Annotated in this window: 19 protein-coding genes, 1 tRNA gene and 1 pseudogene; 10 read left to right on the top strand and 11 right to left on the bottom strand. The window is 71.3% G+C overall.

The window, feature by feature from the left end; translation table 11 throughout:
- Window positions 1–67: 67 nt before the first annotated feature.
- Window positions 68–793 carry a molybdopterin-dependent oxidoreductase gene (locus ACFCXS_RS23010; protein ID WP_376645290.1) on the top strand — a complete coding sequence of 242 codons (726 nt, stop codon included), beginning with the start codon at window positions 68–70 and terminating at the stop codon, window positions 791–793.
- The gene (locus ACFCXS_RS23005) at window positions 777–1400 is read left to right on the top strand and encodes a cytochrome b/b6 domain-containing protein (RefSeq protein ID WP_376645199.1); all 624 of its coding nucleotides are present in this window, start codon (window positions 777–779) and stop codon (window positions 1398–1400) included. The genes ACFCXS_RS23010 and ACFCXS_RS23005 overlap by 17 nt, the downstream gene beginning before the upstream one ends.
- 211 nt (window positions 1401–1611) lie before the next feature.
- Here ACFCXS_RS23005 and ACFCXS_RS23000 read toward each other — a convergent pair whose 3' ends face one another.
- Genes ACFCXS_RS23000 through ACFCXS_RS22985 form a run of 4 tightly spaced genes read right to left on the bottom strand, consistent with a single transcriptional unit; the run spans window position 1612 to window position 5405 of the window.
- Window positions 1612–2643 carry an L-idonate 5-dehydrogenase gene (locus tag ACFCXS_RS23000; RefSeq protein WP_376645198.1) on the bottom strand — a complete coding sequence of 344 codons (1032 nt, stop codon included), beginning with the start codon at window positions 2641–2643 and terminating at the stop codon, window positions 1612–1614.
- A gap of 20 nt (window positions 2644–2663) precedes the next feature.
- Complete coding sequence (locus ACFCXS_RS22995) at window positions 2664–3428, bottom strand: SDR family oxidoreductase (protein ID WP_376645197.1); 765 nt, start codon at window positions 3426–3428, stop codon at window positions 2664–2666.
- A 10-nt stretch (window positions 3429–3438) separates the two neighbouring features.
- Window positions 3439–4836, bottom strand: a complete 1398-nt coding sequence (locus ACFCXS_RS22990) for a GntP family permease (RefSeq protein ID WP_376645196.1) — start codon at window positions 4834–4836, stop codon at window positions 3439–3441.
- A 50-nt stretch (window positions 4837–4886) separates the two neighbouring features.
- Window positions 4887–5405, bottom strand: coding sequence for a gluconokinase (locus ACFCXS_RS22985; RefSeq protein WP_376645195.1), 519 nt, complete (start codon window positions 5403–5405; stop codon window positions 4887–4889).
- A gap of 138 nt (window positions 5406–5543) precedes the next feature.
- Here ACFCXS_RS22985 and ACFCXS_RS22980 point away from each other — a divergent pair, with 138 nt between their 5' ends.
- Complete coding sequence (locus tag ACFCXS_RS22980) at window positions 5544–6245, top strand: FadR/GntR family transcriptional regulator (protein WP_376645194.1); 702 nt, start codon at window positions 5544–5546, stop codon at window positions 6243–6245.
- A 5-nt stretch (window positions 6246–6250) separates the two neighbouring features.
- On the opposite strand, the gene ACFCXS_RS22975 is transcribed toward ACFCXS_RS22980, so the two are convergent.
- Both ACFCXS_RS22975 and ACFCXS_RS22970 read right to left on the bottom strand, forming a co-directional pair.
- Entirely contained in the window at window positions 6251–6625 is a 375-nt protein-coding gene (locus ACFCXS_RS22975; protein ID WP_376645193.1) for a YchJ family protein, read from the bottom strand.
- A gap of 62 nt (window positions 6626–6687) precedes the next feature.
- A tRNA-Leu gene (locus ACFCXS_RS22970) sits at window positions 6688–6772 on the bottom strand.
- Between the two features lie 196 nt (window positions 6773–6968).
- Here ACFCXS_RS22970 and ACFCXS_RS22965 point away from each other — a divergent pair.
- The 3 genes from ACFCXS_RS22965 (at window position 6969) to ACFCXS_RS22955 (ending at window position 9667) form a co-directional block, all read left to right on the top strand.
- On the top strand, window positions 6969–8294 hold the full coding sequence (locus ACFCXS_RS22965; RefSeq protein WP_031108618.1) for a M20/M25/M40 family metallo-hydrolase: 1326 nt from the start codon (window positions 6969–6971) through the stop codon (window positions 8292–8294).
- A 149-nt stretch (window positions 8295–8443) separates the two neighbouring features.
- Window positions 8444–8677: a chaplin ChpH gene (chpH, locus tag ACFCXS_RS22960; RefSeq protein ID WP_030608446.1), complete on the top strand. Its 234-nt coding sequence runs from the start codon at window positions 8444–8446 to the stop codon at window positions 8675–8677.
- A 138-nt stretch (window positions 8678–8815) separates the two neighbouring features.
- Window positions 8816–9667 carry a chaplin gene (locus ACFCXS_RS22955; protein WP_376645192.1) on the top strand — a complete coding sequence of 284 codons (852 nt, stop codon included), beginning with the start codon at window positions 8816–8818 and terminating at the stop codon, window positions 9665–9667.
- A gap of 77 nt (window positions 9668–9744) precedes the next feature.
- Here ACFCXS_RS22955 and ACFCXS_RS22950 read toward each other — a convergent pair whose 3' ends face one another.
- Window positions 9745–9933 carry a DUF5703 family protein gene (locus ACFCXS_RS22950; RefSeq protein ID WP_010045410.1) on the bottom strand — a complete coding sequence of 63 codons (189 nt, stop codon included), beginning with the start codon at window positions 9931–9933 and terminating at the stop codon, window positions 9745–9747.
- Between the two features lie 47 nt (window positions 9934–9980).
- Here ACFCXS_RS22950 and ACFCXS_RS22945 point away from each other — a divergent pair, with 47 nt between their 5' ends.
- Window positions 9981–10685 (top strand): hypothetical protein, encoded by a 705-nt coding sequence (locus tag ACFCXS_RS22945; RefSeq protein ID WP_376645191.1) that lies wholly within the window; start codon window positions 9981–9983, stop codon window positions 10683–10685.
- Between the two features lie 63 nt (window positions 10686–10748).
- Here the strand turns inward: ACFCXS_RS22945 and ACFCXS_RS22940 are convergent, their stop codons facing one another.
- From ACFCXS_RS22940 to ACFCXS_RS22930, 3 genes and pseudogenes are all read right to left on the bottom strand, one after another.
- Window positions 10749–13253 (bottom strand): helix-hairpin-helix domain-containing protein, encoded by a 2505-nt coding sequence (locus ACFCXS_RS22940; protein ID WP_376645190.1) that lies wholly within the window; start codon window positions 13251–13253, stop codon window positions 10749–10751.
- Window positions 13250–14236: an aldo/keto reductase gene (locus ACFCXS_RS22935; protein WP_376645189.1), complete on the bottom strand. Its 987-nt coding sequence runs from the start codon at window positions 14234–14236 to the stop codon at window positions 13250–13252. The genes ACFCXS_RS22940 and ACFCXS_RS22935 overlap by 4 nt, the downstream gene beginning before the upstream one ends.
- Before the next feature lie 111 nt (window positions 14237–14347).
- Window positions 14348–15448: pseudogene (locus ACFCXS_RS22930) on the bottom strand (polysaccharide lyase family 1 protein); the annotation flags it as partial.
- A gap of 208 nt (window positions 15449–15656) precedes the next feature.
- Here ACFCXS_RS22930 and ACFCXS_RS22925 point away from each other — a divergent pair.
- Both ACFCXS_RS22925 and ACFCXS_RS22920 read left to right on the top strand, forming a co-directional pair.
- Complete coding sequence (locus ACFCXS_RS22925) at window positions 15657–16712, top strand: LLM class F420-dependent oxidoreductase (protein WP_376645188.1); 1056 nt, start codon at window positions 15657–15659, stop codon at window positions 16710–16712.
- A gap of 265 nt (window positions 16713–16977) precedes the next feature.
- On the top strand, window positions 16978–17766 hold the full coding sequence (locus tag ACFCXS_RS22920) for a ferritin-like domain-containing protein (protein ID WP_376645187.1): 789 nt from the start codon (window positions 16978–16980) through the stop codon (window positions 17764–17766).
- A gap of 10 nt (window positions 17767–17776) precedes the next feature.
- Here ACFCXS_RS22920 and ACFCXS_RS22915 read toward each other — a convergent pair whose 3' ends face one another.
- Window positions 17777–18772, bottom strand: a complete 996-nt coding sequence (locus ACFCXS_RS22915) for a magnesium and cobalt transport protein CorA (RefSeq protein WP_376645186.1) — start codon at window positions 18770–18772, stop codon at window positions 17777–17779.
- Window positions 18773–18833: 61 nt separating this feature from the next.
- Between ACFCXS_RS22915 and ACFCXS_RS22910 the strand changes: the two genes are divergently transcribed.
- On the top strand, window positions 18834–19520 hold the full coding sequence (locus tag ACFCXS_RS22910) for a histidine phosphatase family protein (RefSeq protein ID WP_376645185.1): 687 nt from the start codon (window positions 18834–18836) through the stop codon (window positions 19518–19520).
- The last annotated feature ends 8 nt before the right edge of the window (window positions 19521–19528 follow it).

Raw genomic sequence — 19528 nt, 5'->3', positions numbered from 1 at the left:
GCGTTCCCTGTCGTCCCGGGGCCGCGGGTGTTCGAATGAGTACGTGAACGAGGACGTATCCAAGGGTGTGAGCGACGAACACCCCGAAGAACGGGGCACCCCGATCGGCCGCCGCGTCTTCCTCGGCACCCTCGCCCTGGGCGCCGTCGGAGTGGTCGCGGCCCCACCGCTGCAACGCGGCCTGGAGGGCTTCCTGGGCGGCGCGGCCGACAAGGACCCCACCGGACTGACCGGCCTGCTCCCGAACGGCGGCGGCTTCCGCTACTACTCGGTCGCCTCCTCCGTCCCGCGCAAGAACGCCGGCAGCTACCGCCTCACCGTCGACGGCCTGGTCGACCGCCCCACGACCTACACCCTCGACGACCTCAGGGCCCTGCCCCAGACCCGCATGGTCCGCGACGTCCAGTGCGTCACGGGCTGGCGCGTCCCCCACACCCCCTTCGAGGGCGTACGCCTGTCCCGCATCCTGGATGCCGCCCGGGTCCGCCCCACGGCCAAAGCCGTCCGCTTCACCTGCTTCGACGGCACGTACACCGAGAGCCTCACCCTCGACCAGGCCCGCCGCGCGGACGTCCTGGTCGCCCTGCGCATGCAGGACAAGGACCTCGGCCACTCCCACGGTGGCCCGGTCCGCCTCTACGTGGCGCCCATGTACTTCTACAAGTCCGCCAAGTGGCTCTCCGGCATCACCGTCACCGACGAGGTCCGGCCGGGCTACTGGGAGGAGCGCGGCTACGACGTCGACGCCTGGGTGGGCCGCTCGAACGGACGCGACGATGACCCCACGAGCTGACACGCCCCCGGACACGGCCCGGGTGCGCCGCTTCACCACGCTGCAGCGCTGGACCCACCGCACCACGGCCGCGCTGATGGGCGTCTGCGTCGTCACGGCGGCGTGCCTCTACATCCCCCAGCTCGCTGAACTCGTCGGTCGCCGCGCCCTGGTCGTCACCCTGCACGAGTGGGCCGGTCTCGCCCTGCCCGTCCCCGTCCTGGCCGCGCTGGCCTCCCGCGCCTTCCGCGCGGACCTCGGCCGCCTCAACCGCTTCGGCCCGCACGACCGCACCTGGCTGCGCGCCGCCCTGCACTGCGACAAACGCCGTTCGTCCCGCCCGGCGGGCAAGTTCAACGCCGGGCAGAAGCTCTACGCGGCCTGGATCGGCGGCGCCACGCTGGTCATGCTCGCCACGGGCCTGCTGATGTGGTTCACGCACCTCACCCCCCTGCTCTGGCGCACCAGCGCCACCTTCGTCCACGACTGGCTGGCCCTCACCATCGGCATCGTCCTGGCCGGCCACATCGGCATGGCCCTGGCGGACCCGGAGTCCAGAAGAGGCATGCGCAGGGGATCGGTGAGCAGAGAGTGGGCGTCCCGAGAGCACTCTCTCTGGCGCGAGTAGGTGTCCAAGGGCGCGGGGAACTGCGCGATCAACCACAACCCACCCGCACCCTTCGAGGCGCAGTAGTTCCATGCCTCAGGGGCGCGGGGAACTGCGCGAACAACCACAACCCACCCGCACCCTTCGAGGCGCAGTAGTTCCATGCCTCAGGGGCGCGGGGAACTGCGCGAACAACCACAACGCACCCGCGGTCGCCCCACGACGTGAAGCCCTACGGCGCGCTGGCGAAATCCAACAGCACCTTGCACGACCGACTCCGGTCAGAGGCCAGAGCAAACGCCGACTCCGCCTCCCCCACGGGAACCACCGCACTGATCAGCCCGTCGAAGGCCGACTCCCGCGCCAGCAGAGCCAACGCCTCATCGAACTCACCGTCGAAGCGAAACGCCCCCCGCAACTCGATCTCCCGGCTCACCACCAGGTTCCCCGCGAACGGACTGTGCCCCGCCGGCAACATCCCCAGCTGCACGACGACCCCACCCCGCCGCACCCGCCGCAGACACGCGTCCAGCCCCGCGGCCACCCCGGACGCCTCGACGGCCACATCGACCTCCTCCGGCCACCCACGGTCATCGGGATCATCGGCCCGAACGGCACTCCCGGCCCCGGCGATCCGCCCGTACTCCAACGCCTCGGCCAGCAGATCCGAGACCGTCACGTGCGCGGCCCCGGCCGCCCTCGCCGCCGCGACCACCAGACACCCGATGGGCCCGGCGCCCGTCACCAGCACACGCCGCCCCGCAACCCCTCCGGCCCGCCGCACCGCGTGGACAGCGACCGCCAACGGCTCGGCCAGCGCCGCCCGCCGCAGCTCCAGCCCGGCGGGCAGCGCCCGCACCTGCCCGGAGGGCACGACCACCTGACCGGCGAAACCCCCCTGAACATGGGGAAACCGCGCCGCACTCCCGAGGTACCGGGTGTCGCGGCAGACGTTGCGCCGCCCGGCCGCACACTCCGGGCACACCCCGCACGCAGTGGCCGGATGCACGGCGACCGCGCTGCCCGGAGCCGGACCTTCACCGCCCGGGCCGTACTCCACCACCGTCCCCACGACCTCGTGCCCGAGCACCATCGGCTCGCGCAGCCGGAAGTCACCGACGCCGCCGTGCCGCCAGTAGTGCAGATCGGACCCGCACACCCCGCCGTACCGCACGGCGACCAGCGCCTGACCCGGTCCGGGCCGCGGCACCGGCAGCTCCGCCACCCGCAGATCGCCCTGACCGTGGATCACACACCCCAGCATCACAGCCGCCTCCCGGCAGGTCACAGCACGCTCGTCATACCGCCGTCGACATACAGCACCTGCCCGCTGACGAAGTCCGCCGCGGGGGAGGCGAGGAACAACACCCCGCCCACCAGGTCCTGCGTACGCCCCCAGCGCCCGGCCGGGGTGCGCCGCCGGACCCAGGCGCTGAACTCCTCGTCCTCCACCAGCGGCCGGGTCAGCTCGGTCTCGATGTAGCCCGGGCCCAGCCCGTTGACCTGCACCCCGTACGGCCCCCAGTCCGCGCACATGCCCTTGGTGAGCATCTTCAGCGCGCCCTTGGTCGCGGCGTACGGCGCGATCCCGGGCCGTACCACCTCGCTCTGCAGCGAGCAGATGTTGATGATCTTCCCGTGGCCGCGTTCCGTCATCCGGCGCGCCGCCTCCCGGCCGACCAGGAAGGCACTGGTCAGGTTGGTGTCCAGGATCCGGTGCCAGTCGGACTCCCCGAACTCCAGTAGCGGGGCGCGCAGTTGCATGCCCGCGTTGTTGACGAGGATGTCGAGCGGGCCCACCCGCTCCTCGACCTCGGCGACCCCCGAGGCCACCGACGATCCGTCGGTCACGTCGAACGCGGCCGTGTGCACCCGGCCGCCGGGCAGCCCGGCGGCCGCCTCGGCGAGCCGGTCCTCGTCGCGCCCGTTCAGCACGACCGTGCAGCCGGCCTCCGCCAGACCACGCGCGAGGGCGAGTCCGATGCCCCGGCTGGAGCCGGTGACCAGGGCCGTACGGCCGCCGATGTCGAAGAGGGGGTGAGCCGTCATCGCCGTACTCCTAGATCACGAGGGACAACAGCAGGACCAGACCGCCCGCGACCACCGAGATGATCGTCTCCATCACGGACCAGGTCTTGATGTTCTGGCCGACACTCAGCCCGAAGTACTCCTTCACCATCCAGAACCCGGCGTCGTTGACGTGGCTGAAGAAGAGCGAGCCGGCGCCGATGGCGAGGACGAGCAGGGCGGCGTGCGTGGTCGACATGTCGGCCGCGAGCGGGGCGACCAGGCCGGCCGCCGAGACCGTGGCCACCGTCGCCGACCCCGTCGCCAGGCGGATCACCACCGCGATCAGCCAGGCCAGCAGCAGCGCGGGAATGGCCCAGTCCTCGGAGATGTCCAGGACCATCTGTCCCACACCGGTGTCGATCAGCGTCTGCTTGAAGCCACCGCCCGCGCCGACGATCAGCAGGATGCCCGCGATCGGCATGAGGCCCTTCTCCACGAGCGGCGAGATCCGCTCCTTGGAGAACCCGGCGGGCCGAAGCAGCGTGAAGATGCCGACCAGCACCGAGGCGAGCAGGGCGATCATCGGGGCGCCGATGACGTCGAAGACGCGCTGTACGGGGTTGCCGGGGTCGTCCACGACGATGTCGACCAGCGCCTTGGCGAGCATGAGCAGCACCGGAAGCAGCACGGTGAAGAGCGTGGCGCCGAAGCCGGGGCGCTTGTCGAGCTCCTCGGAGGGGCGCTGCGGGATCATCTTCTCGGGGGCCTGGACGTCGACCCAGCGGGCCGCGTACTTCGAGAACACCGGGCCGGCGATGATCACGGTGGGTATCGCGACGAGGACACCGAGCGCCAGCGTCACGCCGAGGTCGGCGCCGACGGCGTCGATCGCGACCAGCGGACCGGGGTGCGGCGGCACCAGGCCGTGCATCACGGACAGGCCCGCGAGCGCCGGGATGCCGATGCGCATCAGCGAGTAGTTGCCGCGCTTGGCGACCATCAGCACGACGGGGATCAGCAGCACGATGCCGACCTCGAAGAACAGCGGCAGACCGATCACGGAGGCGATCAGCACCATCGCCCACGGCATCGACCGCCCGCCGGCCTTCTCCAGGATGGTGTCGACGATCTGGTCGGCGCCGCCGGAGTCGGCGAGCATCTTGCCCAGGATCGCCCCGAGGGCGATCAGCACACCGACGCCGGCGACGGTGGTGCCGAGGCCGGCGCTGAAGCTGAGCAGCACCTTGTCCAGGGGCGCCCCGGCGATCGCGCCGAGCGCCAGTGACCCGATGGTCAGCGACAGGAAGGCGTGCAGCTTGAACTTCGTGATGAGCAGGACGATGACGGCGATGCCCGCCAGGACGGCGATGCCCAGCTGAGCGTGGCCGGCCGAGGTGATCGGCTCGGGTGCGTCCGCTGCCAGCATCTCGACGCTGAGTCTGGTCACGGGGTGGGTTCCCTTGCGTTGGGGGAGTGGGGAGGTAAGGCCGCCAGGGGCTACCGGACGGGTTCGGTGAGGTCCGTCAGGGCGAGAACCGCCCGCCGGGTGATCTCCTCAGGACTGCCCGAGACGTTCACCTCGACCCCCGCCTCGTCCGCCTCCAGGGGCTGGAGCGTGGCGAACTGGGAGTCGAGCAGCGCCGTGGGCATGAAGTGCCCCTGCCGGTGCGACATCCGGTCCTCGATCAGCGCGCGGTCACCGGCGAGGTGCACGAAGACCACGCCGGGTGCGGCGGCCCGCAGCCGGTCGCGGTACGACCGCTTCAGTGCCGAGCAGCTGACCACCCCGCCGAGCCCGGCCCGCCCGTGCGCCCATGTGCCGATGGCGTCGAGCCACGGCAGGCGGTCCTCGTCGGTGAGCGGTGTGCCCGCCGACATCTTGGCGATGTTGGCCTCGGGGTGGAAGTCGTCGCCCTCGGCGTAGGGAACGCCGGCCCGGGCCGCGAGCAGGGGACCGATGGTGGTCTTGCCGGTGCCCGCTACGCCCATGACCACGACGACGTGGGGGGTGTTCATCGCTGCCTCACTGTCTGCTGTCCGAGGTCGACACGTGATGTCGACGCAACTGAAACGCATTAGGTACGACGAATTCAAGGGCTCGTCATCAATAAGTCTGACTTTTTGTCTCCGTGATCTACCCCGTACGCTGAGTGCATGAGCACACCGGGCCGGGGGCTGCACGGCCACGTACTGGACACCCTCGGCCCCGCGATCACGGCGGGTGAGTACCCGCCGGGCAGTGTCCTGCGCACCGACGAGCTCGCCCAGCGTTTCGACGTGTCGCGCTCCGTGATGCGGGAGGCCGTCCGCGTCCTGGAGTCCATGTACCTGGTCGAGTCCCGCCGCCGCGTCGGCGTGACGGTCCGCCCGAGGTCCGAGTGGAACGTCTACGACCCGCAGGTCATCCGCTGGCGCCTGGCCGGAGCGGACCGGCCCCGGCAGCTGCGGTCCCTCACGGTGCTGCGCTCGGCCGTCGAACCGGTCGCGGCCGGCCTGGCCGCCCGGCACGCCACGGCCGAGCAGTGCGCCGAACTCACCGAGTGCGCCCTCGGCATGGTCGCCCACTCACGCGGCCACAAGCTGGAGGGCTACCTCCTGCACGACGTCGCCTTCCACCGCGTCGTCCTGGAGGCCTCCGGCAACGAGATGTTCGCCCGTCTCGGCGATGTCGTCGCCGAGGTCCTCACCGGCCGCACCCAGCACGACGTGATGTTCGAGGACCCCGACCCGGCCGCCGTCACGCTGCACGTCCAGGTCGCCGAGGCGGTCCGCGCGGGCGACGCCGCCCGCGCGGAGGAGCTGACCCGCGAGATCACGGTCGGTGCCCTCCAGGAACTCGACATCCTGGCGCCGTAGCGCCGCTAGGCCGGAAACTCCCCGTCGACGTAGACCCATGCCCCGTCGACCCGCTCGAAACTGCTCCGCTCGTGCAGGGACCCGCCCCGGTACGACGCCCGGAACTCCACGGTCCCGCTGGAGTGGAACGCCGAGCCGCCGCTCGTGCCCAGGATCTCCAGACCGGTCCACCGCATCCCCGGATCCAGCTCCAGCTGCCCCGGCCGCGTCCGCGGATGCCAGGTCCGCAGCAGATAACCGGCGTCCCCCTTCACGAAGGCGCAGTACCGCGATCGCATCAACGCCTCGGCGGTCGGCGCCGCGGCGGCCCCGGAGTGGAACCGGCCGCAGCAGGCTTCGTAGGCCTCGGGGAGCCCGCACGGGCAGGAACGCCTGGTCATGGTCACCTCTCCGGGAAACGCCTGAGGGCCGTGACCTCGCGGTCACGGCCCTCAGCCTCACGTGTCCGAGGGGGGACTTGAACCCCCACGCCCGATAAAGGGCACTAGCACCTCAAGCTAGCGCGTCTGCCATTCCGCCACCCGGACAAGGTGTCTGTCGCGTGGGTTCTCCCCGCGGCGACGACGTAAACATTACCAGGCTTTCCGGGGTGGCCGATCACCCCCGGTCCGCACCCCGGCGAGGCGTGAACGGCGTGTGACGGGCCGGGAGCGCTCTTGGGGTGCGGGCCGGGGAGAGAGAGGATGAGGGGGACCCACCAGCAGTGACACCGGGAGGAAGCACGTGAGCGAGACGGACACGGCCAGGAGCGTCACCGGCGAGGACGAGGTCGTGGACCTCTGCCGCGAGCTGATCCAGATCGACACCAGCAACTACGGCGACCACTCGGGTCCGGGCGAGCGCAAGGCGGCCGAGTACGTCGCCGAGAAGCTCGCCGAGGTCGGACTCGAACCGCAGATCTTCGAGTCCCACCCGGGCCGCGCCTCCACGGTGGCCCGGATCGAGGGCGAGGACCCCTCCCGGCCCGCGCTCCTCATCCACGGCCACACCGACGTCGTACCGGCCAACGCGGACGACTGGACCCACCACCCCTTCTCCGGCGAGGTCGCCGACGGCTGCGTGTGGGGCCGCGGGGCCGTCGACATGAAGGACATGGACGCGATGACCCTGGCGGTCGTCCGCGACCGGCTGCGCAGCGGGCGCAAGCCGCCGCGCGACATCGTCCTCGCGTTCCTCGCCGACGAGGAGGCGGGCGGCACCTACGGCGCCAAGCACCTCGTGCGCAAGCACCCCGAGCTGTTCGAGGGCGTCACCGAGGCGATCAGCGAGGTGGGCGGGTTCTCGTTCACCGTCAGCGAGCAGCGGCGGCTCTACATGATCCAGACGGCCGAGAAGGGCATGCACTGGATGAAGCTCACCGTGGCCGGCACCGCCGGGCACGGGTCGATGATCCACCGGGACAACGCGATCACCGAGCTGTCGGAGGCCGTCGCGCGGCTCGGGCGGCACAAGTTCCCGGTGCGGGTCACCAAGACCACCCGCGCCTTCCTCGACGAGCTCGGCGACGCGCTCGGCACCGAGCTCGACCCGGAGGACATGGAGTCGACCCTCGTCAGGCTCGGCGGCATCGCCAAGTTCATCGGCGCGACCCTGAGCAACACGGCCAACCCGACCCAGCTCGGTGCCGGTTACAAGGTCAACGTCATCCCGGGCGAGGCGACCGCCCACGTCGACGGACGGTTCCTGCCGGGTCACGAGGAGGAGTTCCTCGCCGACCTCGACCGGATCCTCGGCCCGAACGTGCGCCGGGAGGACGTCCACGCCGACAAGGCCGTGGAGACCACCTTCGACGGGGCGCTCGTGGGGGCGATGCAGTCCGCGCTGCTGGCCGAGGACCCGACCGCCAAGGCGATCCCCTACATGCTCTCCGGCGGCACGGACGCGAAGTCCTTCGACGACCTGGGCATCCGGGGCTTCGGCTTCGTGCCGCTGAAGCTGCCGCCGGAGCTGGACTTCGCCGGCATGTTCCACGGCGTGGACGAGCGGGTGCCGGTGGAGGGCCTGCAGTTCGGCGTGCGGGTGCTCGACCGCTTCATCGACCTGTCCTGAACCGCCCTCGCGAAACGCCGGTATTCGGTCGCGCGTGCGGAACCGACTGGGAAGAGTGAATGCGACCATAAGCTCGTAGCCTCATTACTCCCTCCTCGTTACAGGTAATGCGATCGCAAGATGGGTCGCTTTGCCAACTAGGAGGAATAATGATCAAGAAGGTCGTCGCTGCTGCGGCTGCCACCGGTGGGCTGGTTCTCGCGGGCGCGGGCCTGGCCGTCGCCGACTCGGGTGCTCAGGGTGCCGCCGTGCACTCCCCGGGCGTCCTGTCCGGCAACGTTGTCCAGGTGCCCGTTCACGTCCCGGTGAACGTCTGCGGCAACACGGTCTCCGTGATCGGGCTGCTGAACCCCGCCTTCGGCAACACCTGCATCAACAAGTGATGCCTTCCCCTCGCTGAGGGGAGTCAAAGCCATCGGTCCCGGAGCGCGTGCCATGCGCTCCGGGACCGAACGCTTCTTTCGGGGAATTCGAGAAGAATTCGAGAGTTCGAGACAGGGTCGAAGGCAGGTATTCAGTAAATGCGACAGGTCACCCGCAAGGGTCTGATGACCGTGGCGGCCGCTACCGGCGTGATCGCCGCCGCGGGCGGCGCCGCGCACGCCGACTCGGGCGCGCAGGGTTCCGCGTCGGGCTCGCCCGGCGTGCTCTCCGGGAACTCGGTGCAGGCGCCGGTGTACGCGCCGGTCAACGTGTGCGGGAACACCGTCAACGTCATCGGTGTGCTCAACCCGTCGGTGGGCAACTCGTGCGCCAACAAGGGCGGCGGATCGTCGTCGGGCGGTCATGGTGGGCACGGCGGTCACGGCAGCCATGGCGGCTCCCACGCGGGCGGGCACGCCACCGATTCGCCCGGCGTGGGTTCGGGCAACCACGTCCAGGCGCCGATCCACGTGCCGGTGAACGTCTGCGGCAACAGTGTCGACGTCATCGGCATCGCCAACCCCACCACGGGCAACGACTGCTCGAACGGTGGCGGCGGCCACGAAACCCCGGGTCGGCCGGGCAACCCCGGTAACCCGGGCAACCCCGGTAACCCTGGTAACCCGGGCAACCCCGGTAACCCGGGCAACCCCGGTAACCCTGGTAACCCGGGCAATCCTGGTAACCCCGGTAACCCTGGTAACCCGGGCAATCCTGGTAACCCGGGCAACCCCGGCAACCCGAACACCCCGCCCTCCACGAGCGGCGAGACCCCGGGCGGCTCCTCGCACGGCGACAAGCCGGGCGGCCGGTTCGTCACCCAGCCCCACGGCGAGGCCCAGCTCGCCAGCACCGGCAGCGACCTGCCGCTCGGCCTGGTCCTGCCGGCCGGCGCGGGCGCGCTGCTCGCGGGCGCGGTCCTCTACCGCAAGGCGCGCGCCTCGGCCTGACACCCCGGGAACGGAACGGGCCCCGCAGCAGCGGGGCCCGTTCCGTCATGTGTCTTCTTCCCGTGCCCCGTCCTCGCTCACCACGTGGCCCGCACCTGGCGGATGATCCGCCGACGCAACCGCACCTTGCGGCTGCCGTCGCGCAGCAGGCTCAGACGGTGCAACTCCCAGTGTCCGTACTCCGCGTGGTCGGTCAGCAGACGTGCCGTCTCCTTGCGGGAGACCCCGCGCGGCACGTACACGTCGACAAATTCGTATTCCGGCATCGCATCTATTGTGCGGGCTGGGCCCCGCTACGGATAGCGTCTGCACTATGTCTGATGCTGCGCAGCCCACCGCTGCCGAGGTACGCGCCGCCGCCGAGGCGGTCAAGACCGCGCTCGACCGCCACCTGGCCGCGGTCGAACGCAGGTCGGGGGAGGACGACCCGGCCGTGTTCGAGGCGTTCAACCAGCTGGCCGCGGCCGCAGAGGTGTACGACGAACTGCTCTACGACCGCTACGACGAGGTCACACCCTTCGAGATCCCCGGTGCGGAGGACGCGCTGCCCCCGTACACGGGACCCGAGGAACCCAACGCGCTGAGCGTCCTGATCCGTCGTGACTACGCCGTCTCCGAACCGCAGCGCCTGCTGGCCCAGGCGGAGCGGATCGAGGCCGCGGAGGGCGACGACGGCTCCCCGGCGTCCGGGACGGTGCACGGCGCGCTCGGGCTGCTGTTCGGCGAGTTCGAGCCCGACGAGATCGCCTCCCGGCACAAGGAGTTCGGGCTGGAGGAGGGCGACTCCACGCTCTGGGTCACGGCGGCGGACGAACCGGCCGATCCCGGCGAGTGGCTGGAGGCACCCTTCGAGCAGGTCGACCCGCAGCAGGTCGTCTGCCGCTTCGACGTCAGCGCCGTCTTCGACGACGAGATCGACGACGACGATGACGAGGACGGCGACGGTCTGGAGGATGAGTTCCGAGGCGACCTGGGTGAGGACGAGGACCTGGAGCCGCTGAACGCGGACCGCCGCTGAACGCACACGTCGGCGACCACGGGGGTGGTGGTCAGGAGCCCGGGCCCCTGACCACCACCCCCGTCACGCGCCGCCGACCTGTGGCGCGAGCAGCACCGGAAGCCGGGTCGTGCGCGGCTTGGCCGGAACCTTGGCCACGGCACGGGGCAGCGCCTGCTCCACCCCGTGCACCACGGACAGATGGCGGTCGGCCCGCCCGAACGCCGTGTACACCCACGGCCGGCTGAGTGCCGGCGCCGCGTCGCCGGGCAGCACCACGACCACCGCGAGCCACCGGCTCCCCACGGCCTGGTGCGCGGTCAGCGCCCACCCGTGCCGCACCGACTGCTCCACCCGCTCCTTCGGGACGACGACGGTCTCGCCCCCGCACGACAGATGCAGTCCCTCGGCGTCCGCCGTCACCACCCGTCCGGGCATCGCACGCCCCGGCACGGGGGAGTGGACGATCCGGTCACCGGGGTCGAAGCCGCCGAAGCGGCCCGGGCCCGGATTGAGCCGCTCCTTCAGCGCGGCGTTGAGCACCCGCGTCCCGACGGCACCGCCGTGCCCGGGGGTGATCACCTGCGTCTCCTCGGCCGGTACACCGATCGCCCGCGGCACCGAGTCCACGACGAGCTGTACCGCCCGGTGCACGGCCTCGCCCGCATCCCGCACCGGCACGATCACCAGCTCCTTGCCGGGAGCCTCGACCTGGTTCAGCTCGCCGATGCCGATACCGGAGACCAGCTCGCCGAGCGGCCCCGGATCCGGCCGTCGCGAAGCAACCTGGGGGCAGATCCGCGCCGCGAGAAGGTCGGCGAACACCCGGCCCGGGCCCACGGACCACAGCACCGCCGGATCCCCCGCCAGCACCAGCCGTGCCCCGTCCGGCATCGACTCGGTCAGCAGTGCCGCCGTCTCGACGTCCAGCTGAGGCGCGTCGAGTACCACGAGCAGATCGAGATCGATGGCCCCGTCCGCGTCCCGGCCTGGTCCCTCGAGACCGGCGAGCAGTCCGGAGACGGTGGCGACGGGGACGTCGATGCCCGGAGCGTCGGCCGCGGCGCGGCCACCGGGCACGTCCCCGTCGGCCGCACCGCCCTGCCGGGAGACGTCGGCTGCACCGGGCTGCCTGGCGGTGTCGGTCGCACCGGGCTGCCGGGAGGCGTCGGCCGCTTCGCCCGCCCGCCCGCCGGCCCTCCTCAGCAGAGCCGCGAAACGGTCGCGGCCGATCGGGCCGTGCGTGGCCGCCCAGGCCCGCAGTCCGAGGGACCGTGCGGCGTTCAACAGGGCCGCGGGCTCGGCCAGGGACGCCTCTCCGCCGGTGTGCAGCACCAGGCCCTGACCGGCCACCGCGCGGATCAGCTCCGCGGTGGACCCCTGGGCCGCGGCGGCGGCCCGCTCCCAGTCTGCGGCCGAACCGTCCTGCTTGGGCGCCGAGTTGACCAGCCGGGCCAGGCCGTCGGCCAGGCTCTCCTCCGCCAGCGCGTACCGCTCCAGCCCGACCAGGACACGAACCGGACGCTCCTCGTCCTCCTCCGCGCCGTCCTCGTCGCTCCGGGCCGGAGTACCGGCCTCCTCCTCCAGAGCGTCCTGGAAGACCAGCGCCTCGCCCTCCGCGATCGCCCCCTGTACGGCGCCGTCGGGTTCCGGCACACCCCGCTGGGCCAGGGCGGCGAGGAGCGCGGGCATCTCCAGGGCGGTGTGCCCGGCCAGCGCCGCCTGCTCCAGGAGCCAGCCGGTGAGGGCGCGGCCGCGCCGCTCGTCGTCCGGGCCGCACTCGGCGCCGAGCAGGGCTCGCGCGAAACCGTCGGCCTGCTCGGGACGCACGCCGGCGATCCGCAGCAACTGCCAGGGGTCGGCGCGCAGTTGTTCGTCCGCACCCTCGCCGAGAGCCGCGGCGGCCTGCGGTGCGAGCGCTTCCGGCGCACCGCCCTCGCCGAGCACCCGCCGGACGGCCTGAACCGTCTCCGGCGCGGGCGCCGCTGACGCGGCGACGGGCTCGGGAGCCACCGGGTGCGGCCGCCGTTCCGGCTCGGGGGCAGGGCGCCGGGGAGCGGGCCGGGGTTCTTCGAACACCGGCGCCGCAGTCTTCTCGCCGCTCTCGACGGCCCGTACGGCCGCGAGCAGATCGGCGGCCTTGCCGCTCAGCTTGGTGCCGCTCTCGATCGGCGCCTTCTTCTCGGCCTTGCGCTGCTCGATACGCTCCCGCTCGACCTGCTGTGCCCGAAGCTCGGCCTCCGCCTCGGACACCTGCCCGGCGCCCGCGTCACCGCTCTCGCCTTCGGACACCTGCCCGGCGCCCGCACCACCACTCTCGGCTTCGGACACCTGCCCGGTACCCGTGTCGCCGCTCTCGGCTTCGGACACCTGCCCCGCGCCCCCGTCACCGCCCCCGGTGCCGGCCCCGGCAACCGCGTCGCCGCTCCCCGCCGCGGCCCGCTCGCCGGCGCCCGCATCACCGCCCTCGGTGCCGGGCGCAGGCCCGGGATCGGTCTCTTCGCCGCCGGGGGCTCCCTCGGCCGGTGTGAGCTCGGCGCCCGGCGTCCCCGGCTCGGCGTTCTCCGTGGTCTCGGGCTCCGTGCTCACAGCGTGCTCCAGTCGTGATCGGGATAGCGGTGCACAGGCACCGACACATCGTCGAGCGCCCGGCAGATCTCGTCAGGAAGACTAAGGGTCTCCACTGACAATGCCGCCGTGAGCTGCCGCGCGTTGCGCGCGCCGACGATGGGGGCCGTCACTCCGGGCCGGTCGCGCACCCACGCCAGGGCCACCTGGAGCGGCGTCACCGCCAGCCCGTCGGCCGCGGTCGCCACGGCGTCCACGATGCGGCTCGCCGTGTCGTCGAGGTACGGCGCGACGAAGGGCGCGAGGTGCTCCGAGGCGCCACGCGAGTCCGGCGGCACCGTGTCCCCCCGGTACTTGCCCGTCAGCACGCCGCGCCCGAGCGGCGAGGAGGGCAGCAGCCCTATGCCCAGGTCCAGCGCGGCCGGCAGCACCTCCCGCTCCACGCCACGCTGCAGCAGGGAGTACTCCAGCTGCGTACCGGCCAGCCGGGTCCGCGTGCCGGGGGCCGCCAGCTGCCAGGTCGCGGCCTTGGCCAGCTGCCAGCCGCAGAAGTTGGAGACGGCGGCGTACCGGGCACGCCCGCTGGAGACCGCCAGGTCGAGGGCCTGGAGGGTCTCCTCCAGCGGGGTGTCCGGGTCGAAGGCGTGCACGTGCCACAGGTCGACGTGGTCCGTGCCGAGCCGGGCGAGCGAGGCGTCCAGCGCGGAGAGGAGGTGACCGCGGGAGCCGTCGAACCGGCGGTCGGGATCCGGCACGCTGCCGGCCTTGGTCGAGATGACCAGGTCCCGGCGGGGAACCAGCCCGTCCATGAGCCTGCCGAGCAGGTACTCGGCCTCACCGTCCCCGTACACGTCCGCGGTGTCGACGAGGGTCCCGCCCGCTTCCCAGAACGTCTTCATCAGGTCCGCGGCGTCGTGTTCGTCGGTGTCCCGCCCCCAGGTGAGGGTGCCGAGTCCGATGCGGGACACACGAAGGCCGGTGCGGCCGAGATGCCTCTGCTCCATGAACGCCGAGATTACTGGCCAGAACCTACGTGTGGGTGGCCGCCGTCGACGGATTTCCCGGGGCGCCCGGTCGGCCGCCCCGAGCCGGCCGCAGCCCCTCGTCCTCGGTCAGCACGTGCCGTCCGACACCTGAAGCCCCTTGTTCGCGCCCGCGGTCCGGCTCACGACGGCCGGCACGCAGCCCGCCGCGTCGAGGCGGTAGGAGTACGGGATCGCGACGGTGGTGGTGGACTTCGGGTCGGGGCCGGCCGGATGGTTCTCGCTGCCCGGGCGGGACCAGGTCACGTTGTCGAAGACGTTGCCGCCGACCTGCCAGTAGCCGGCCTCGTCGGTGTAAAAGGTGCCGAGGACGTCCTTGGAGTCCTCGAAGTAGTTGCTGTCCACCTTGGCGCGGGCGCCGGCCCGGGAATTGATGCCGGACTCGTTGAGACGCACGTAGTGGTTGTTGTAGAGGTGCGCGATGCCGCCCCGCAGCAGGGGGGCCCGCGAGTCGATGTTCTCGTACCGGTTGTGGTGGTACGTGATGTAACCGTTCGAGCGGTCGCTCTCGCTGTTGCCGACCAGGCCGCCCCGGCCGGAGTTGCGCAGGACGCTGTAGGACAGGGTCACGTACTGGGTGTTGTCCTTGAGGTCGAACAGGCCGTCGAAGCCCTCCGACTCGCCGCCCGACGCCTCCAGGGTCGTGTGATCGATCCAGACGTTGCGCACGTTGCGCTCGATGCCGATGGCGTCTCCGCCGTTGGACGTGGGGGAGCCCGACTTCTTGACGTTCCGGACGGTCACGTTCTGGACGATGATGTTGGTCGATTCGCGGATGTGGATGCCCAGTTGGTCGAAGAGCGCACCGCTGCCGACTCCGACGAGGGTCACGTTGCTGACCTTCTTGAGCTCGATCACGCCGTCCGCGGTGTCGCAGCTGCCTCCCGACACCTTCTTGGTGTTGGCGTGGTTGACGGTCCCGGTGACCTCGATGGTGATCGGGGTGCTCGCGCTCGCCCGGTCGCACAGCGCCTGGTGGATCGCCGTTCCGGTGGCCGCCCGGACCGTCCGGCCTCCGGCGCCGCCGGTGGTCCCGCCGTTCTGGGCCGCGTAACCGGTGGCGCTGCCGGTCGCGGCCGCGGCCTCGGGCGTCGACACGAGCGTGCCGGCCGTCGCCGCCAGGGCCAGGGCGGCCAGTACCGCCGGGAGTCTCGAGGGGAGTGCTCGCTTCATCCTTGCCTCTCCGTCCGTCGTCGGAAGGTGGGTGTGGAAAGCGCTTTCCATGCTGAAGGTACGAACCTGCCGTGAACGCGTCAATGGTCGCGACCATGATTTCTGTTCACGCACATGGACAATCAAGCGGCTGCGGCCGTGTACCTCCCCCGGTCCGCGCGCTAAGGTGCCCGCACAGGCACGTTACTGATCAGTAAGGGGATGTGGCATGCAGCTCGGTATCAACCTCGGCTACTGGGGTGCCGGAATGGACGCGGACAATCTGGCCGTCGCCCAGGAAGCCGACCGGCTCGGGTACGCCGTCTGCTGGGCCGCCGAGGCCTACGGCTCCGACGCCGCCACCGTGCTGAGCTGGGTCGCCGCACAGACCGAGCGCATCGACGTCGGCTCCGCCATCTTCCAGATCCCGGCCCGCCAGCCCGCGATGACGGCCATGACCGCCGCCACCCTCGACTCCCTCTCCGGCGGCCGCTTCCGCCTCGGTCTCGGCGTCTCCGGCCCGCAGGTCTCCGAGGGCTGGTACGGCGTCAAGTTCGACAAGCCGCTCGCCCGCACCCGCGAGTACGTCGAGATCGTCCGCAAGGCCATGACCCGCGAGCGCCTCTCTTACGAGGGACAGCACTGGACGCTGCCCCTGCCCGGCGGCCCGGGCAAGCCGATCAAGCTGACCGTGCACCCGCAGCGCGAGCACATCCCGCTGTACATCGCCGCGATCGGCCCGAAGAACCTCGAGCAGACCGGCGAGATCGCCGACGGCGCCCTGCTGATCTTCCCGTCCGCCGAGCACCTCGAGGACACCACGATCACGCACCTGCGCGCCGGGCGCGAGAAGGCCGGCAAGACGCTCGACGGGTTCGACGTCTGCCCGACCCTGCCGCTCGCCGTCGGCGAGGACAAGGACGTGGCCGCGCTGGCCGACACCTTCCGTCCCTACACCGCGCTCTACGTCGGCGGCATGGGCAGCCCCAAGCAGAACTTCTACAACCAGCTCGCCCAGCGCATGGGCTACGAGCAGGAGGCCGCCGAGATCCAGAGCAAGTACCTCTCCGGCGACAAGCAGGGCGCCGCGGCCGCCGTGCCGCACGACCTGATCGACAAGACGACCCTGCTCGGTTCCGTGGACCGGATCGCGGACCGGATGAAGGCCTACGCCGCGGCCGGGGTCACCACCCTGTCCCTCGCGCCGGCGGGCTTCACGCTCGACGAGCGGCTCGCGTCCCTGCGGGCCGGGACGGAGGCCCTGGAGCGCGCCGGGCTCGCCTGAACCGACCGGAAGTTTCTGCGGCCGTGGTGGGGGCTCGGGGGTCTTCCCCGCCACGGCCGTCACGCGGAACAACGCGCCGGGGCCGCCCGCGGTTACGGCACCGCGGCCTCTTCTCCCTCCCGGCCCCGCGCCCCCCGCGTCCTCCATTCGGCGGAGTTGTCCCTCACACCTGTTGCAGCGCCCTCCACCCCGCACTTGACTCGTTGTTCGCGGAACCCCTGCGGAATGTCGCAGTACGCCCACGCGCGCGGGAGAGGTGCCCACGATGCTTTCGGCCAAGAGTCTGTTCCAGGAGATCCTCGACAACGACGAGTCCTTCGCCCTGTTCTGCTCCATCGCCGCGAGCGGCGAGTCCCAGGGCGGCTGGGAGAACGCCCGTATCGCCGCGCTCGTGCCCGGGACCGAGCAGGACCTCGCCCCCAAGATCAGCCGGCACGGCGCCGACGAGGACAAACACGGCCGGATCTTCAACGCCCTGATGAAGAAGCGCGGCCTCGACCCCGTCCCGGTCCCGCCCGAGACCGACTACACCATGCTCCTGGAGAAGAACGGCATCGGCCTCGCGCACGACCAGCTGAGGCGCGACGAGCCGCTCACGGTCCGGGACATCGTCACCTACCTCTCGCACAGCAGGGTCACCGAGCAGCGCGCGTCCGAGCAGATGGACCTGCTCCGCAAGCACTTCGCCGGCCACCCGGACATCGGCCGCGCGGTCAAGCAGATCTCGGGTGACGAGGACAACCACCTCGCCTACTGCCACGAGGAACTGCTGCGCTTCGCCTACGCGGGCCACGGCCGGGTCATCCAGCGCACCCTGCGCGCGTGCGCGCTCGCCGAGATCCGCGTCTACCGCGACGTGAGCCTCGCCGTGATGGCGCACATGGGCCGCATCCTCGGCTGGTCCAAGACCAAGTCGGCGGTGCTCGTGGCCGGCATCCACGCGATGTACGCGTACGAACGCCTGGGCGGCTGGCGCCGGATGGTGTCACTGACGCCGCCCGAGTGCCGCAACGCCCTGGGCGGCCCCGCGACCCCGGAGCCCGAGTTCGCCTGAGCCGGTCCGGCTACAGCCATCCCCGGCGCTTGAACAGCCGGAAGACCATGACCTCCAAGGCGGCCATCAGGGCCATCAGTGCCGGGTAGGACCAGATGTAGTGCAGTTCGGGCATGTGCTCGAAGTTCATGCCGTAGATCCCCGCGAACATCGTGGGGATCGCGGCCATGGCCGCCCACGCGGAGATCTTCCGCATGTCGTCGTTCTGCCGGACGCTCATCTGCGCCAGATGCGCCGAGAGGATGTCCGACACCAGCCGGTCCAGGTTCTCCACGGAATCGTTCACGCGCGTGAGGTGGTCGCTTACGTCACGGAAGAACGGCCGGGCCCGGTCGTCCACGAACGGCACGGCCACACCGGACGACGCCGTCCCCGCCAGCCGGCTCATCGGCGGGGCCAGCGGCCCGGTCGCCCGGCGGAACTCAAGGACCTGCCGCTTGAAGTCGTAGATCCGCGAGGCCGTGTTGCGGGAGCCCCCGCCGTCCGGCGAGAAGACCTCCGCCTCCAGACCCTCCAGGTCCGTCTGCAACTCGGTCGCCACGTCCAGGTAGTGGTCCACGGTGGCGTCGGCGACCGCGTACAGCACGGCCGTGGGGCCCTTGCCCAGCAGCTCCGGCTCCTGCTCCAGACGGTGGCGTACGGCCTTGAGCGGGGAGCCCTCGCCGTGCCGGACGGTCACCACGAACGAGTCGCCCAGGAAGATCATGATCTCGCCGGAGGAGACGGTGTCGCTCCGCGGCTCGTACGCCACCGGCTTCAGCACCACGAAGAGCGAGTCGTCGTACACCTCCAGCTTGGGCCGCTGATGGGCCTTGAGGGCGTCCTCGACGGCCAGCGGGTGCAGCCCGAACTCCCGGGTCACATGGTCGAACTCGTCCTCCGTCGGCTCGTGCAGCCCGATCCAGACGAAGCCGCCCCCCGTGCGGGCGTCCCCCAGGGCGTCGGAGAGGTCCTCGGGGCCTTCCGTCCGTTGTCCGTCGCGATAGATGGCACAGTCGACGATCACGAAACGAGTCTCCCGTCACTCGAACGACACCACACGCGCGCGTGCGCCTACGCTGGAGCGCATGCCCACGCTGATCCTGGTCAGGCACGGACGCTCCACCGCCAACACCGAGGGACTGCTCGCCGGCTGGACACCAGGCGTCGCCCTCGACGAGCGCGGCGCCGCCCAGGCCGCCGCACTCCCCGGGCGGCTCGCCGAACTGCCCCTCGCCGAAATCGTCACCAGCCCGCTCCAGCGCTGCCAGGAAACGCTCCGGCCGCTGCTTCAGGCCCGGCCGGATTTGAGCCCGCACACCGACGAGCGCATCGGAGAATGCCACTACGGCGACTGGTCCGGACGCAAGCTCGCCGAGCTGGGGGACGAGCCCCTGATGGAGGTGGTGCAGGCCCATCCGTCCGCGGCGGCTTTCCCCGGCGGGGAGTCCATGCGGGCCATGCAGACGCGCGCCGCCGAAGCCGTACGCGAGTGGAACGCGCGCGTGGAGCGCGACCACGGCGCCGACGCCGTCTACCTCATGTGCTCGCACGGCGACATCATCAAGTCGCTCGTCGCCGACGCACTCGGACTTCACTTGGACCTCTTCCAGCGGATTTCCGTTGAACCGTGCTCCATCACCGCGATCCGCTACACAAGACTGCGGCCGTTTCTCGTCCGCCTCGGTGACACGGGCGACTTCACGTCCCTGGCGCCGCGCGAGGAACCGCCCGGCGGCGAGGCCGAAGTCGGAGGTGGTGCGGGCGCACCGTGATCGTTCGC

Source organism: Streptomyces sp. NPDC056373, from assembly GCF_042262425.1.
Taxonomy (GTDB): domain Bacteria; phylum Actinomycetota; class Actinomycetes; order Streptomycetales; family Streptomycetaceae; genus Streptomyces.
Note: the sequence above shows the minus strand (reverse complement) of the source record. Positions and strands in the feature narration are given on the sequence as shown.

Bases quoted from the DNA above. Each gene is read 5' to 3' on its own strand.
- ACFCXS_RS22945 (WP_376645191.1), top strand. From the start codon at position 9,981: ATGTCTGATGCTGCGCAGCCCACCGCTGCCGAGGTACGCGCCGCCGCC.
- ACFCXS_RS22975 (WP_376645193.1), bottom strand. From the start codon at position 6,625: ATGACCAGGCGTTCCTGCCCGTGCGGGCTCCCCGAGGCCTACGAAGCC.
- ACFCXS_RS22985 (WP_376645195.1), bottom strand. From the start codon at position 5,405: ATGAACACCCCCCACGTCGTCGTGGTCATGGGCGTAGCGGGCACCGGC.
- ACFCXS_RS22920 (WP_376645187.1), top strand. From the start codon at position 16,978: ATGCTTTCGGCCAAGAGTCTGTTCCAGGAGATCCTCGACAACGACGAG.
- ACFCXS_RS22995 (WP_376645197.1), bottom strand. From the start codon at position 3,428: ATGACGGCTCACCCCCTCTTCGACATCGGCGGCCGTACGGCCCTGGTC.
- ACFCXS_RS22955 (WP_376645192.1), top strand. From the start codon at position 8,816: ATGCGACAGGTCACCCGCAAGGGTCTGATGACCGTGGCGGCCGCTACC.
- ACFCXS_RS22925 (WP_376645188.1), top strand. From the start codon at position 15,657: ATGCAGCTCGGTATCAACCTCGGCTACTGGGGTGCCGGAATGGACGCG.
- ACFCXS_RS22935 (WP_376645189.1), bottom strand. From the start codon at position 14,236: ATGGAGCAGAGGCATCTCGGCCGCACCGGCCTTCGTGTGTCCCGCATC.
- ACFCXS_RS23005 (WP_376645199.1), top strand. From the start codon at position 777: ATGACCCCACGAGCTGACACGCCCCCGGACACGGCCCGGGTGCGCCGC.
- chpH (WP_030608446.1), top strand. From the start codon at position 8,444: ATGATCAAGAAGGTCGTCGCTGCTGCGGCTGCCACCGGTGGGCTGGTT.
- ACFCXS_RS22910 (WP_376645185.1), top strand. From the start codon at position 18,834: ATGCCCACGCTGATCCTGGTCAGGCACGGACGCTCCACCGCCAACACC.
- ACFCXS_RS23000 (WP_376645198.1), bottom strand. From the start codon at position 2,643: ATGCTGGGGTGTGTGATCCACGGTCAGGGCGATCTGCGGGTGGCGGAG.
- ACFCXS_RS22950 (WP_010045410.1), bottom strand. From the start codon at position 9,933: ATGCCGGAATACGAATTTGTCGACGTGTACGTGCCGCGCGGGGTCTCC.
- ACFCXS_RS22980 (WP_376645194.1), top strand. From the start codon at position 5,544: ATGAGCACACCGGGCCGGGGGCTGCACGGCCACGTACTGGACACCCTC.